Annotated in this window: 15 protein-coding genes; 11 read left to right on the forward strand and 4 right to left on the reverse strand. The window is 64.7% G+C overall.

Features of this window, described 5'->3' with window-relative positions; genetic code table 11:
• Nucleotides 1–14 precede the first annotated feature (14 nt).
• Nucleotides 15–551 (reverse strand): invasion associated locus B family protein, encoded by a 537-nt coding sequence (locus tag P6U30_RS04875; RefSeq protein ID WP_407150288.1) that lies wholly within the window; start codon nucleotides 549–551, stop codon nucleotides 15–17.
• Between the two features lie 488 nt (nucleotides 552–1039).
• Here P6U30_RS04875 and coxB point away from each other — a divergent pair, with 488 nt between their 5' ends.
• The 10 genes from coxB (at nucleotide 1040) to P6U30_RS04925 (ending at nucleotide 8429) form a co-directional block, all read left to right on the forward strand.
• Nucleotides 1040–1879 (forward strand): cytochrome c oxidase subunit II, encoded by an 840-nt coding sequence (gene coxB / locus P6U30_RS04880; protein WP_407168402.1) that lies wholly within the window; start codon nucleotides 1040–1042, stop codon nucleotides 1877–1879.
• An 81-nt stretch (nucleotides 1880–1960) separates the two neighbouring features.
• Nucleotides 1961–3577, forward strand: coding sequence for a cytochrome c oxidase subunit I (ctaD, locus tag P6U30_RS04885; protein WP_407168403.1), 1617 nt, complete (start codon nucleotides 1961–1963; stop codon nucleotides 3575–3577).
• A gap of 62 nt (nucleotides 3578–3639) precedes the next feature.
• Nucleotides 3640–4578, forward strand: coding sequence for a heme o synthase (locus tag P6U30_RS04890; RefSeq protein ID WP_407168404.1), 939 nt, complete (start codon nucleotides 3640–3642; stop codon nucleotides 4576–4578).
• Nucleotides 4579–4606: 28 nt separating this feature from the next.
• Nucleotides 4607–4771 carry a CoxF protein gene (locus P6U30_RS04895; protein WP_066512975.1) on the forward strand — a complete coding sequence of 55 codons (165 nt, stop codon included), beginning with the start codon at nucleotides 4607–4609 and terminating at the stop codon, nucleotides 4769–4771.
• Nucleotides 4772–4776: 5 nt separating this feature from the next.
• The gene (locus tag P6U30_RS04900; protein WP_407170352.1) at nucleotides 4777–5415 is read left to right on the forward strand and encodes a cytochrome c oxidase assembly protein; all 639 of its coding nucleotides are present in this window, start codon (nucleotides 4777–4779) and stop codon (nucleotides 5413–5415) included.
• Nucleotides 5416–5473: 58 nt separating this feature from the next.
• Nucleotides 5474–6370 (forward strand): cytochrome c oxidase subunit 3, encoded by an 897-nt coding sequence (locus tag P6U30_RS04905; RefSeq protein ID WP_407150292.1) that lies wholly within the window; start codon nucleotides 5474–5476, stop codon nucleotides 6368–6370.
• A gap of 189 nt (nucleotides 6371–6559) precedes the next feature.
• Nucleotides 6560–6946 carry a DUF983 domain-containing protein gene (locus tag P6U30_RS04910; protein ID WP_407168405.1) on the forward strand — a complete coding sequence of 129 codons (387 nt, stop codon included), beginning with the start codon at nucleotides 6560–6562 and terminating at the stop codon, nucleotides 6944–6946.
• Nucleotides 6943–7704 carry an SURF1 family protein gene (locus P6U30_RS04915; protein WP_407168406.1) on the forward strand — a complete coding sequence of 254 codons (762 nt, stop codon included), beginning with the start codon at nucleotides 6943–6945 and terminating at the stop codon, nucleotides 7702–7704. Before P6U30_RS04910 ends, P6U30_RS04915 begins: the two co-directional genes overlap by 4 nt.
• Nucleotides 7705–7764: 60 nt before the next feature.
• A complete protein-coding gene (locus P6U30_RS04920; RefSeq protein WP_407168407.1) occupies nucleotides 7765–8016 on the forward strand; it encodes a type II toxin-antitoxin system prevent-host-death family antitoxin in 252 nt (83 codons plus the stop codon).
• A complete protein-coding gene (locus P6U30_RS04925) occupies nucleotides 8013–8429 on the forward strand; it encodes a hypothetical protein (RefSeq protein WP_407168408.1) in 417 nt (138 codons plus the stop codon). Before P6U30_RS04920 ends, P6U30_RS04925 begins: the two co-directional genes overlap by 4 nt.
• 43 nt (nucleotides 8430–8472) lie before the next feature.
• Here P6U30_RS04925 and P6U30_RS04930 read toward each other — a convergent pair whose 3' ends face one another.
• Entirely contained in the window at nucleotides 8473–10062 is a 1590-nt protein-coding gene (locus tag P6U30_RS04930; protein WP_407168409.1) for a DHA2 family efflux MFS transporter permease subunit, read from the reverse strand.
• Complete coding sequence (locus P6U30_RS04935) at nucleotides 10059–11345, reverse strand: HlyD family secretion protein (RefSeq protein WP_407168410.1); 1287 nt, start codon at nucleotides 11343–11345, stop codon at nucleotides 10059–10061. Before P6U30_RS04935 ends, P6U30_RS04930 begins: the two co-directional genes overlap by 4 nt.
• 211 nt (nucleotides 11346–11556) lie before the next feature.
• On the opposite strand from P6U30_RS04935, the gene P6U30_RS04940 reads away from it, so the two are divergent.
• Nucleotides 11557–12264: a TetR/AcrR family transcriptional regulator gene (locus P6U30_RS04940; protein WP_407168411.1), complete on the forward strand. Its 708-nt coding sequence runs from the start codon at nucleotides 11557–11559 to the stop codon at nucleotides 12262–12264.
• Between the two features lie 2 nt (nucleotides 12265–12266).
• Here P6U30_RS04940 and P6U30_RS04945 read toward each other — a convergent pair whose 3' ends face one another.
• A complete protein-coding gene (locus tag P6U30_RS04945) occupies nucleotides 12267–12983 on the reverse strand; it encodes a dihydrofolate reductase family protein (RefSeq protein WP_407168412.1) in 717 nt (238 codons plus the stop codon).
• Nucleotides 12984–13016: the final 33 nt, after the last annotated feature.

A 13016-nucleotide genomic window follows, 5' to 3' on the forward strand; every position in this document is an offset into this window, starting at 1 on the left:
GGCGGTGCGGTCGATCACGGCAACTTGTCATATCCTTCCGCCAGTCCGTTCAAGCTGAGCGGAAAGCCGATGCCTTCTTCCGGCGTCTCGAAGATGATGAAGGTGGCGGTCTTGGCGTTCTTGAGCTGACCCAGCAGCTTGTCGTCCAGCACGACCTCAGCCACGCAGCCATTGGGCAGGCAGCGGACGAAGCCGGCGCGGCCGACATCCTGATTGTCGAGCTTCAGCCCGAGGCCTGAAGGCAGCAGCACGCCGAGCGGCGCAACCACCCGCATCAGGCGGCTCTTCTGGTCCGCAGTCTTCAACACGATCACGGTCAGGCCGGCATTGGAGCGGTCCTCCGCCACCACGCTCTGGATCAGGGCGCATTGCTCGGCCTGCGCGCCCGGCGGAGTGTCGCAGCGGATCTGCCAGTCGCCATGAACCGAGCGCACCGCCCCTTGTGCGTTCGCCGCCTGGGTCAGGCCCAGACACAGGGCGGCCGCCAGCAGGCCTCCCAGCCAACCTGCCTGCGTCTTTCGCCTTGTAGGCTGAATGTTCGAAGCGCCCATCCGGGTCGATCCTTTGAATGTTCGGTCGGGCCCGGCCGTCCGTTCGGCCGCCGGTCGCACGCACCCGTCGACTGTATCGCAATGACGGCGCCTTGAAGGCGATCTTGCAGCCATTTCCGCGCCGGATCGGGGCATCCATCAGCGAATCAGGTTCCTGCGGAGCACCCGCCTGTGGGTACATCCGGCAATCCCCCTGTCAAGCAGCGTGGACAATTCGTCCAAGGGCTTTCGCTTGATTTTGCGGGAAAAATCGAGGTCGGCAGGTTAGTCGCAGGCGCATGGCGTTCGGCCGTACTACTGCATTGCGAGCGCCTGCGAATTATGGTTTGAGAGGCTGGATTTCGACGCGTTCTAGCGATCTGGCTCCCGTACCCTCCTTGACTCAAGGACGGGTACGTCCGGTAGGCCGTTTGTCAGGGCGGATCGTGCCGCATTCCCGGCCATGTGCCGGGGGTGTGTTGGGGAAATATCTAGGGAGCGCGAGCGGCATGAAGATGTCGATTGGCCGGATTGGCCGACAATTGCTGGGGTTTGCGGTAGCGGGCATGGCGTCGATCGCCGCGGGATCGGCCTTCGCCGAGATGGGGCAGCCGGCACCGTGGGAGCACACGCTGCAGGAGGGCGCGACCCCGGTGATGGAAAACATCATCTGGTTTCACAATTTCCTCCTGGTGCTGATCACCCTGATCGTGCTGTTCGTGCTGGCGCTGCTCGTCATCGTGGTGGTGAAGTTCAACGCGCGCGCCAACCCGGTCCCCTCCCGGACCACCCACAACACCTTGATCGAGGTGGCCTGGACGCTGATCCCGGTTCTGATCCTGGTCGGCATCGCCGTGCCGTCGTTCCGCCTGCTGTTTCTCGAGCTCGACGTGCCGAAGCCGGATCTCACCGTCAAGGTGACCGGCAAGCAGTGGTATTGGTCCTACGCCTACCCGGATAACGGCAAGTTCGAATTCGATTCGCTGCTCGACAAGGAGAAGCAGCCGCGGCTGCTCGGCGTCGACAACGAGATGGTCGTTCCGGTCAACAAGGTGGTGCGGATCCAGACCACCGGCGCGGACGTGATCCACTCCTTCGCGGTGCCGGCCTTCGGCATCAAGATCGACTCGATCCCCGGCCGCCTCAACGAGACCTGGTTCAAGGCCACCAAGACCGGCATGTTCTACGGCCAGTGCTCGGAGCTGTGCGGCAAGGACCACGCCTTCATGCCGATCGCGGTGCGGGTCGTCAGCGACCAGGACTTCGCAGCCTGGGTTGACGGCGCGAAGAAGAAGTTTGCGGCTAACCCGGCGAATACCTACGCCTCGGCTGGTCAGGCGGCGCAGTAAGCGGACGGCTTTCGGCGATTGGAAGAATAAGGGCGACGGGACCGCAAGGTCCAAGAGGGACTGCAAGGCAGGATTTGGAACATGGCTACAGGCGCAGCGACACACGACGATCACGCCCATGATGATCACGCCCATCATCCGACCGGATGGCGGCGCTACCTCTACTCCACGAACCACAAGGACATCGGTACGATGTACCTGATCTTTGCGGTGATCGCGGGCATCATCGGCGGCGCGATGTCGATCGCGATCCGCGCGGAGTTGATGTATCCGGGCGTCCAGATCTTCCACGAGACGCATACCTACAACGTGTTCGTGACCTCGCACGGCCTGATCATGATCTTCTTCATGGTCATGCCGGCGATGATCGGCGGGTTCGGCAACTGGATGGTGCCGCTGATGATCGGCGCGCCCGACATGGCGTTCCCGCGCATGAACAACATCTCGTTCTGGCTGCTGCCGGCCTCGTTCGCGCTGCTGGTCATCTCGACCTTCGTCGAGGGCGAGCCGGGCGCCAACGGTGTCGGCGCGGGCTGGACCATGTACGCGCCGCTCTCGACCTCGGGTCATCCGGGGCCGGCAGTCGACTTCGCGATCCTGTCGCTCCATCTGGCGGGTGCCTCGTCGATCCTCGGTGCCATCAACTTCATCACCACGATCTTCAACATGCGCGCGCCGGGCATGACCCTGCACAAGATGCCGCTGTTCGTGTGGTCGATCCTGGTGACGGTGTTCCTGCTGCTGTTGTCGCTGCCGGTGCTCGCCGGTGCGATCACCATGCTGCTGACCGACCGCAATTTCGGCACCACCTTCTTCGCGGCTGATGGCGGCGGCGATCCGGTGCTGTTCCAGCACCTGTTCTGGTTCTTCGGCCACCCCGAAGTGTACATCCTGATCCTGCCCGGCTTCGGCATGATCAGCCAGATCGTCTCGACCTTCTCGCGCAAGCCCGTGTTCGGCTATCTCGGCATGGCCTACGCCATGGTCGCGATCGGCGGCATCGGCTTCGTGGTGTGGGCGCACCACATGTACACCGTCGGCATGTCGTCGGCGACGCAGGCCTATTTCGTCGCCGCCACGATGGTGATCGCGGTGCCGACCGGCGTGAAGATCTTCTCCTGGGTCGCCACGATGTGGGGCGGCTCGATCGAGTTCAAGGCGCCGATGCTGTGGGCGATCGGCTTCATCTTCCTGTTCACCGTCGGTGGCGTCACCGGCGTCGTACTGGCCAACGCCGGCGTCGACCGCGTGCTGCAGGACACCTATTACGTGGTGGCGCACTTCCACTACGTGCTGTCGCTCGGCGCCGTGTTCGCGATCTTCGCGGGCTGGTACTACTGGTTCCCGAAGATGACCGGCTACATGTACTCGGAGACCATTGCGAAGGCGCACTTCTGGGTCACCTTCATCGGCGTGAACCTGGTGTTCTTCCCGCAGCACTTCCTCGGTCTGTCGGGCATGCCGCGCCGTTACGTCGACTATCCGGATGCCTTCGCCGGTTGGAATCTGATCTCCTCCTGGGGCTCCTACATCTCCGGTTTCGGCGTGCTGATCTTCATCTACGGCGTGATCGATGCCTTCGTCCGCAAGGAGCAGGCCGCGAACAATCCGTGGGGTGCGGGTGCGACCACGCTCGAGTGGACGCTGACCTCGCCGCCGCCGTTCCACCAGTTCGAAGTGCTGCCGCGCGTGCAGTAACCGAGACAGCGCGGCGCACCCCCAAAGTGCGCCGCGCTTTTTGAGAGAAGTGAGACCAGATCTTGTCGGTTATCGATCACAACGCCATTGAGCTGCCCCGGATCTCCGAGGCCGGAGTGGGCGACTACATCGCGCTGTTGAAGCCGCGCGTGATGTCGCTGGTGATCTTCACCGCGCTGGTCGGGCTGATGATCGCGCCGGTTCACGTCCACCCGGTGCTGGCATTCACCTCGATCCTCTGCATCGCCGTCGGTGCCGGCGCGTCCGGCGCGCTCAACATGGCCTATGAGGGCGATGTCGACGCGTTGATGACGCGCACCGCCAACCGGCCGATCCCGCGCGGCCGCATCGCGCCGCCGGAGGCGGCGGCGTTCGGCATCACGCTTGCCTTCTTCTCGGTCATGACCCTCGGCATCCTGGTCAACTGGGTGGCGGGCGCGCTGCTCGCCTTCACGATCTTCTTCTATGCCGTGGTCTACACGATGTGGCTGAAGCGCTGGACCGCGCAGAACATCGTGATCGGCGGTGCTGCCGGCGCGCTGCCGCCGGTGGTGGCGTGGGCCGCGGCGACCGGCTCGCTGTCGGTGGAGCCGGTCCTCCTGTTCCTGATCATCTTCTTCTGGACGCCGCCGCATTTCTGGGCGCTGGCGCTGTTCCGCAGCGACGACTATGCGCGCGCCGGCATCCCGATGCTGCCCGTCGTCGCCGGTCCAGATGTGACGCGGCTGCAGATCCTGCTCTACACCATCGTGCTGGTCGCGATTGCGCTGGCGCCGTGGCCGCTCGGCTATTTCGACTGGATCTACGGCGTCACTTCGCTGGTGTTGGGCGCTGGCATGCTGTGGCTCGCGATCGAAGTCTATCGCCGCCGCGAGGGGGTTGCGGCCAATCGCGCCACGCGCCGGCTGTTCGCCTTCTCCATCCTTTATCTGTTCGCGCTGTTCGCCGTTCTCCTGGCCGAGGTCGCCGTCCGCGCGATCGCGCCTGTCATCATCGGGTAGGGGCGAGATGGGGGCGCTTGGGTACCAAATGGACGAGAAGCAGGAACCAGAAGGAATCGTCCTCACCGAGGCGCAGCTCAAGAGCCGCCGCCAGCGCTCGATCGCCACGGCGCTCGCGCTCGGCGTGCTCGTCTTGCTGTTCTTCGCCGTCACTCTCGTCAAGGGGCCGGCCGTGCTGGTGCGGCCGCTGTGAGCGAGATGGCGAACCAGCCGGTTACCCCGGATCCGCAGGGCGACAACGCCAAGGTCACGCGGCGCGTGCTGACGCGCGACGCGATGGTCGCCTCGATCTGCGGGTTCGTCGTGGTGCTGATGGTCGGCGCATCCTACGCCGCGGTGCCGTTCTACAACTGGTTCTGCCGCACCACCGGCTTCAACGGCACCACCCAGGTCGCGACCTCGGCTCCGACAAGCGCGCCGCTCGACCGCACCATCACCGTCAGCTTCGATTCCAACGTCGCGCCGGGCCTGCCCTGGAAGTTCGAGCCGGAGCAGAACAACATCGACGTCAAGATCGGCCAGGTGGTCACCGTCTACTACACCGTGACCAACCAGTCGGCGCGGACCACCACCGGACAGGCCGCCTACAACGTGGCGCCGCTGACGGTCGGCGCCTACTTCCAGAAGATCAACTGCTTCTGCTTCACCGAGCAGACCATGGCGCCCGGCGAAAAGCGTGAGATGGCCGTGGTGTTCTATGTCGATCCGGCGCTGGCGAAAGACAGCGAGAACGACACGCTGAAATCGATCACCCTGTCCTACACGTTCTTCCCCGTGCGCGATCCGGCGCCGAAGCCCGTTGCGGCGGGCGAGGCGGAGCAGCGCAAGGGCGGTTAGCGGTTTTTGGAATTTGAGACGAATACGTGCCTGACGGCACGCGAATGGAGAGACTGCAATGGCTGAGGCGCAAGTCAAGCATCACGACTACCATCTCGTCGACCCGAGCCCGTGGCCCGTGGTCGGCTCGATCTCGGCCTTCATCATGGCGTTCGGTGCGATCGGCTGGATGCATCACATGTATTCGGCGGCGCCGATCGTGTTCGGCGTCGGCACCGTCGGCGTGCTCTACACGATGGCGAGCTGGTGGGGCGACGTGATCAAGGAAGCCCAGTACAAGGGCGACCACACCCGCGTGGTGCAGATCAGCCACCGCTACGGCATGATCCTGTTCATCGCCTCCGAGGTGATGTTCTTCGTCGCCTGGTTCTGGGCGTTCTTCAACTCCGCGCTGTTCCCGGCCGATGCGGTGCACGCCACCCGCGACGCGGTGTTCGGCTGCGGCCCCGGCACGGCGATGGGCGCCTGCAACGTGCCCGGCACCTGGCCGCCGAAGGGCATCGAGACCTTCGATCCCTGGCATCTGCCGCTGCTCAACACGCTCTTGCTGCTGACCTCGGGCACGACGGTGACCTGGGCGCACCACGCACTGCTCGAGAACGACCGCCAGGGCCTCAAGCAAGGCCTGATCCTGACCGTGATCCTCGGCGCCTGCTTCACCTGCGTGCAGGCCTATGAGTACGCACACGCGACGTTCTCGTTCGCCGGCAACGTCTATGGTGCGACCTTCTTCATGGCGACCGGGTTCCACGGCTTCCACGTGCTGGTCGGCACCATCTTCCTGCTGGTCTGCCTGATCCGCGCCTATAAGGGACATTTCACCCCGAAGCAGCACCTCGGCTTCGAGTTCGCCGCCTGGTACTGGCACTTCGTCGACGTGGTCTGGCTGTTCCTGTTTATCTGCATCTACGTCTGGGGCCGCGGCGCCGAGACCATGGCTCACGGCGCGCACTAATCGCAGGTCCGATGTGCTAAAGAGGGGGCGGCCGCACTGGCCGCCCCTTTGCTTTCAAGAGCATGATGCGGAAGACTGGAGGCCGGTTTTCCTCTCGACCACGCGGAGCGTGCGCGGAGACCGTGCTCCAACAAGGAGATGAGATCGTGATGCGCTTGCTCGTCATCGCATCATGATCGAAGAGAACTGATGACGGATACACCACCCACCGTGACCGAGAGCGCCTTGCGCGGCATCGCCTGCAGATGTCCGCGCTGCGGCCAGGGCAAGCTCTACTCAGGTTTCCTCACGCTCGCGCCGCGCTGCGAGAATTGCGGCCTCGACTACGCCTTCATTGATTCCGGCGACGGTCCGGCAATCTTCGTCATCATGCTGGCGGGTGCGATCGTGGTCGCGGCCGCGCTGATCGTCGAGGTGAAGTACCAGCCGCCGTTCTGGGTGCATGCGGCGCTATGGCTGCCGCTGATCATCGTCACCACGATCCTGCCGTTGCGATCGATGAAGTCGCTGCTGATCGCGCTGCAATTCCACCACAAGGCCGCCGAAGGCCAGTTGATCCGCCGCGACCCGTCATGAGCAGCACAGCTATGCGCCGGCCCGGCGCCGCCGGCTTCGGCATCTTCACGCTGATCCTGATCGTGGTCTTTGTCGGTCTCGGCATCTGGCAATTGCAGCGACGGGTCGAGAAGCACGCCCTGATCGCGCAGCTCGACACCCGGCTGGCGGCGGCGCCGGAAGCGTTGCCGCAGCCGTCGTTGTGGCCAACATTGACGTCGGCCAAGGATGAATTCCGTCGCGTCACCTTCACGGCAACCTACACGAAGTTGCCGGATGCGATGGTCTACAGCTCCGGCTCCGCCGTCCGCGCCGATATCAGCGGCCCCGGCACCTGGGCGTTCCTGCCGGCGAAGCTGCCGAGCGGCGAAACCATCGTGATCAATGCCGGTTTCGTGCAGAACACGATGCAGGACCGTTCTGTCGAGGACCGCGTCGTCGGCGGTCTCGTCACCGGCCAGCCGGTCACCCTGACCGGTTACATTCGGTTTCCCGAGCGCCCCGGGCGGCTGACGCCGGCGGCAGACGTGCCGAAGCGGCTGTGGTTTGCGCGCGATCATCGCGGGATGGCGCAGGCGCTCGGCTGGGGCGAGGTGGCGCCGTTCTACATCGACCTCGAAGCGCCGGTGCCGGACAGCGCGACGCCGAAGCCAGGTCCGCTGCAGGTGCATCTCAAGGACGACCACATGCAGTACGCCATCACCTGGTTCTCGCTGGCCGCCGCCGTCATCATCGCCTTTGGCCTGTGGTGGCGCGGCCAGCGGCGCAAGGGGGCCTGAAACCCTCCTTGCAGCATTTACATAATTACTGTATATTACAGCAATTATGGAAGGCCAGCCATGACCGAGTACTCGACCAGCGATCTCTCGCGGAAGTCGGGGGACATTATCGCTGAAGCGCTTCGGCGCCCGGTGACCATCACCCAGCGGAGCAAGCCGCGCTTGGTGCTGCTGAGCATTGAAGACTACCGACGCCTCGTTACCCGGGCAGATACGCGGAGCGCCGGGCGGCTCGAGACCATGCCCGACGACGTGTTTGAGGGTCTCAAGCAAGCGGTCAGCGCCTATGAGCAAGAGAGCGACGAGACGTGACTCTCGACGATCTTCGCACCGGCAGCGTGATCCGATTTCCTTATCTGTGGATGCGCGAGGCTGAACGCGGCGAGACCGAGGGCCGTAAACCTCGCCCCGTCGCAGTCGGCGTCAGGATCGCCCGCGCAAAGGGCGGCGACCTGTTGGTGCTATTCCCGATCACCAGTCAACCGCCGGCACCCGATCGCTTCGCGATCGAGATTCCCGAGATCGAGAAACGTCGTGCCGGGCTTGAGGCGACACTGCGTCTCTGGATTATCCTTGATGAATACAACCAGGACCTTGTCGACCAATCATTCTATCTTGAACCGGCGCCGCCGCTGGGCCGGTTCAGCAAGGCGTTCTTTCTTCCAGTGATGAAGCAGTTCATTGCACGCCGTGCCAGCATCCGCGGCGTCAACCGCCATCGCTGAAGACGCGCGCTGCCGGGAGAGACGCGCGCGTTCGTCGGCCGGCTCAATGGCCAACAGGAGCAGCACCGCCGAGCTTGATCTTGCGCAGCGTCAGCGCGAGCGGGACGGCGGAGAGCGAGATCAGCATCAGCACCCAGAATGCGTCCATGTAGGACAGGAACGACGCCTGGGTCTGCACCTGCTGGCCGATCCACTGGATCGCCTGATCGTGCGCATGCGCCAGCGAGCTGCCCTGAGCGACGAAGAAGTTGGTGACCTGATGCAGCGTATCCTGATATTGCGGGCTTGACGGCGTCACCTGCTCGACCAGCCGGCTCTGGTGGAACTGGGCGCGATGCGCCAGCACGTTGGACACGATCGAAACGCCGATCGAGCCGCCGGTGTTGCGCGCGGCGTTGATCAGCGCGGAGGCCTGGTCGGTCTTGTCAGGCGGAATGCCGTCATAAGACGCGGTCATGATCGGCACGAAGATCAAGGGCAGGCCGACGCCGATCAGCATGCGCGTGCGCGCCATGAACCAGAAGCCGAGGTCGCCATACACGTTGGTCATGCCATACATCGAGATCGCGATGATCACCGCCCCGACGACGATCAGATATTTCGGCTGCACCTTGGCGGCGAGGCGGCCGACCACGAACATCATCAGCATGGTGACGACGCCGCCGGGCGACAGCACGAGGCCGGCCCAGGTCGCGGTGTAGCCGAAATCCTGCTGCACGAGCTGCGGCAGGAACTGGGTGGTCGCGAGCAGGATGGCACCGGTCGCCAGCATCACCAGGAAGCAGGCGCCGAACTGGCGGGTTGCCACCATCCGCAGGTCGATCATCGGATTGCGCCGGGTCATCTCCCAGGGGATCATCAGCACGAACGCCGTGGCGCAGATCACCGCTGACGTGACGATGAAGGAGGAGGCGAACCAGTCGTCCTCCAGGCCGCGGTCGAGCACCACTTCGAGCGCGCCGAGGAAGGTCGCAACCAGCGCGAAGCCGATGAAATCGAATCTGTTGTCTGGCTGCTCCGCGCCCTTGGCTTGCTCGGCAGGCTCATGCAGCACCGCCGCGATCAGCGCGATCGCAAAGGCACCGACCGGGGCGTTGATCAGGAAGCACCAGTGCCAGGAGAGATTGTCCGACAGCCAGCCGCCGAGCGTCGGCCCGACCACCGGCGCAACCACCACGGCGACGCCGAACACCGCGAAGGCCTGGCCGCGCTTCGCCGGCGGAAACGCATCGGCGAGAATCGACTGCGCGACCGGCACCATGCCGCCGCCGCCGAGGCCTTGCAGAATCCGGAACAGCAACAGCGCGTTCAGGCTGGGCGCGAACCCGCACAGGATCGAGCTCACGGTGAAGATGCCGAGACAGATCAAGAAGAACGTCTTGCGGCCCAGCATCCGCGCAAGAAAGCTGGAGGCGGTCAGGATGATGGCGTTGGAGACCAGATAGGTCGTCACGACCCAGGAAGCTTCGTCCTCGCTGACCCCCATGCCGCCTGCGATATAGGGCAGCGCCACATTGGCGATCGTGGTGTCGAGCACCTCCATGAAGCTCGCCAGCCCAACCACGATGGCGATCAGCCAGGGGGTGGCGCTCGGCGCCGGGGCGCTTCTGGCATCGATCGCAGCGGCGCTCATGGCAGCCTCCCGTCACCCAGCTTTCCAAGGCGCTCGAGCAGCGACGGCGAGGGATCGATGCGCACGGTCGGGACCACGGACATGCCCGGGCCGAGCGCGACGTCGGCCGGCGGGTTGTCCATCACGATCTTGACCGGCACGCGCTGCACGATCTTGACGTAGTTGCCGGTGGCATTCTGGGCCGGCAGCAGTGAGAACGCGGTGCCGGATCCCGGTTGCACGCTCGCGACATGGCCGTTGATCGTGCGTCCCGGATAAGCGTCGATCTTCAGCGTCACCTTCTGTCCCGGCCGCATCCGGGCGAGCTGGACCTCCTTGAAGTTGGCGGTGACCCAGATCTCGTCAGGCACGAACATCGTGAGGTTGGTGCCGGTCTGCGCGAGCTGGCCGACGGCGGCCGAGAGGTTGGCGACGCGCCCCGACTGGGCGGCCGTCACCGTCGTGTATGACAGATTGAGTTTGGCCTGGTCGCGTTGGGCCTCGGCCTGCGCGAGATTCGCGACCGCGCTCTTGCGTTGCGCCTTCAGCGCCTCGATCTGCCGCTGCGCCAGGTTGAGCGTCGCCTTCGCGCTGACCAGTGCGGACTGCTGCTGATGCAATTGCGAGGTATACTGCTGGGAGTTCTGAACCGTACCGTAGCCGGTCTGCTCCAGGTGCTGGTAACGCGCCGCCTGCTGCTGGGCGAACACCAGCGCCGCCTGGCTCTGATCCACCTGTGCCTGGTTGGCGCCGATCTGTGCCTGCTGCACGTCGAGTTGCGCGTCGATGTTCTCGATGCTGGCGCGCGCCGCCGCGACCTGGCCCTCGGCTTGCGCGAGCGCGACGCGGTAGTCGCGGTCATCGAGACGGGCGATCACCTGGCCGGCGGCGACGTGTTCGTTGTCGGTCACCGGAACGGCGGTGATGTATCCGGCCACTTTCGGCGCGATCGCGGACTGCCGGGCCGCGATGAAGGCGTCGTCGGTGGATTCGAAATGCCTTGAATAGTCCATGTAGAGATAGCCGCCGCCAAGCGCGGCAGCGACCAGCACGGCGCCGATCGCGGAGACCGCGGGGCGGCGGCGCAGGAAGTTGTTCCCGGGCGCCTTGGCAGGGGCCTGTGGCGCGGCCGTCTCGGACTGCGGTGCTTTGCCGGAAGGAGGGTCTTTCGCTGCGGGAGCACGCGCGGTGGGTTCCGGCTTGCGGGATTCGACGCTGGGCTCATGCGAGGTCGCATCAGCAGGTGGGCTTCCAACGCCCTCCAGTCCCGGTGCGCCTCGTTCCAAAACATGGTCTTCGAACATGATCGCTGCTCCTGCTTCCGCGAGGTCCGCGAGGACCTCGCATCTGCGAGAGCCTCGCATAAAGGAACGATATCGTTTCCTTCTGTGCGGCAAATAGTCTCGCTTCGGCGCTGCGTCAATAGGAACGGTACAGTATCGTTCTATTTACAAGTAGATTTGATGGAGGTAGGCTGATCCGCAACGCCGCTCATCGGCGATGGAACCCGATGTAATGAGCACCAGCATTTTGAAGAAAACACCATCATCGCGGCCCAAGCGGGCCGAGGTGCGCCTGGGACGCCCGCCGAAGGAACTGATCGGGGAGGTGGATGAGCGCATCCTCGACGCCGCCCGTACGGTGTTTTTGCAGCGCGGGTTTGAAGGCGCGAGCATCGACGAGATCGCCGAGGTCGCCCGCTCCGGAAAGCGCACGATCTATGCCCGCTTCGAGGACAAGCGCGCCCTGTTCACCGAAGTGGTGACGCGGGACATCCTGGCGCGCATCGCGGAGTACAAGGTCGAGGCACCGACCGGCGCCACGGTCGAGGAGCGCCTCACCAGCGCGGCATCCACCATGCTGCACTGGGGGCTCGATACCGACAGGATCGGACTGATGCGGCTCGCTATCGCGGAGGCGCGCCGCTTTCCGGATCTCGCCGCCACGGTCAATCGTCGGGCACGCGAGCTCAGCACCGAGCTTGGCGTCCACCTGTTGCGCGACCTCACTCGGTCCGACGAGATCGCGACGCTGCCCGCGTTCGCTCCCGAGAATCTGCCGACGACCGCGCGGCTATTTCTTGACCTCGTCGCGGTGCCGATGCTGCTCAGGGCGCTGTATGAGGTCGACCTCAAGGTGCTTGACCCCGAGATCGACGCGCATGTGGCGCGCGCCGTTGCGTTCTTTCTCGCGGGCTGCCGGAACGGCGAAGCTCGCAGGTAAGCTCAATCCGGTGCGCGCTCGACGGCATGACGCAGCCAGACCATGCCGCCCTCGAGCGTTTCGCAGTGGGTCAGCCGAAGCGATTGCCCGGCACCGGGCCGATCGCCTTCCGGCCCGTGATAGTCGACGATGCTTTGCGCGCCGGCGACGCCGTCAACGGCCGGCTGAATCAACGTGCTGAATTCGTCGATCAGCCCATGCTTGAAGAAGGCGCCGTTGATGCCACCGCCGCCCTCGAGCAGCAGCGTCTTGGCGCCGAACAGCGTAGCAAGCTGCGCCATCGCGCCCGGCAGATCATCGCCCCTCGGCCCGGCAAAGATGTAGGACGCGCCGTCCTCGCGCAGTTCGGCGAGATGGGCGTCGGAGACCTGCTCGCCCAGCACCGCAACGGCGTGATCACCGCCGACATTGTCTTTCCCGAAATGCACGCGGCCCGCGGGATCGATGCCGACCGCCAGCTTGCGGCCGTTGCGTTTCGCAAGGTGCGGCTCCCGCGGCAGCTTCGGCGGGTTGGCGATGTGCCGTTCGGACCCCTTGGCCATCTCGTTCATGGTCACGCGGCCGATGATCCATCCGTCGGCATTGAAGCCGTCATGGATCCTCTCGTAGTGCGAGCGCAGGACGTCGGCGGAGATGCCCGCAGCCGGCTTGGTGAAGCGGCTGGGATGAAGCTTGCCGTCGATGGACGTGCCCATATGGCAGATGATGTGAGGTCGCATGAGCCTACTCGTCGGTGGAGGTTTGCAAGGACA

The sequence above is a fragment of the Bradyrhizobium sp. ORS 111 genome (genome assembly GCF_045571485.1).
In the GTDB taxonomy this organism is placed as follows: Bacteria; Pseudomonadota; Alphaproteobacteria; order Rhizobiales; family Xanthobacteraceae; genus Bradyrhizobium.

Coding starts and splice junctions, on each gene's coding strand:
- P6U30_RS04875 (WP_407150288.1), bottom strand. CDS start 551: ATGGGCGCTTCGAACATTCAGCCTACAAGGCGAAAGACGCAGGCAGGT.
- coxB (WP_407168402.1), top strand. CDS start 1,040: ATGAAGATGTCGATTGGCCGGATTGGCCGACAATTGCTGGGGTTTGCG.
- ctaD (WP_407168403.1), top strand. CDS start 1,961: ATGGCTACAGGCGCAGCGACACACGACGATCACGCCCATGATGATCAC.
- P6U30_RS04895 (WP_066512975.1), top strand. CDS start 4,607: ATGGACGAGAAGCAGGAACCAGAAGGAATCGTCCTCACCGAGGCGCAG.
- P6U30_RS04900 (WP_407170352.1), top strand. CDS start 4,777: ATGGCGAACCAGCCGGTTACCCCGGATCCGCAGGGCGACAACGCCAAG.
- P6U30_RS04905 (WP_407150292.1), top strand. CDS start 5,474: ATGGCTGAGGCGCAAGTCAAGCATCACGACTACCATCTCGTCGACCCG.
- P6U30_RS04910 (WP_407168405.1), top strand. CDS start 6,560: ATGACGGATACACCACCCACCGTGACCGAGAGCGCCTTGCGCGGCATC.
- P6U30_RS04915 (WP_407168406.1), top strand. CDS start 6,943: ATGAGCAGCACAGCTATGCGCCGGCCCGGCGCCGCCGGCTTCGGCATC.
- P6U30_RS04920 (WP_407168407.1), top strand. CDS start 7,765: ATGACCGAGTACTCGACCAGCGATCTCTCGCGGAAGTCGGGGGACATT.
- P6U30_RS04930 (WP_407168409.1), bottom strand. CDS start 10,062: ATGAGCGCCGCTGCGATCGATGCCAGAAGCGCCCCGGCGCCGAGCGCC.
- P6U30_RS04935 (WP_407168410.1), bottom strand. CDS start 11,345: ATGTTCGAAGACCATGTTTTGGAACGAGGCGCACCGGGACTGGAGGGC.
- P6U30_RS04940 (WP_407168411.1), top strand. CDS start 11,557: ATGAGCACCAGCATTTTGAAGAAAACACCATCATCGCGGCCCAAGCGG.
- P6U30_RS04945 (WP_407168412.1), bottom strand. CDS start 12,983: ATGCGACCTCACATCATCTGCCATATGGGCACGTCCATCGACGGCAAG.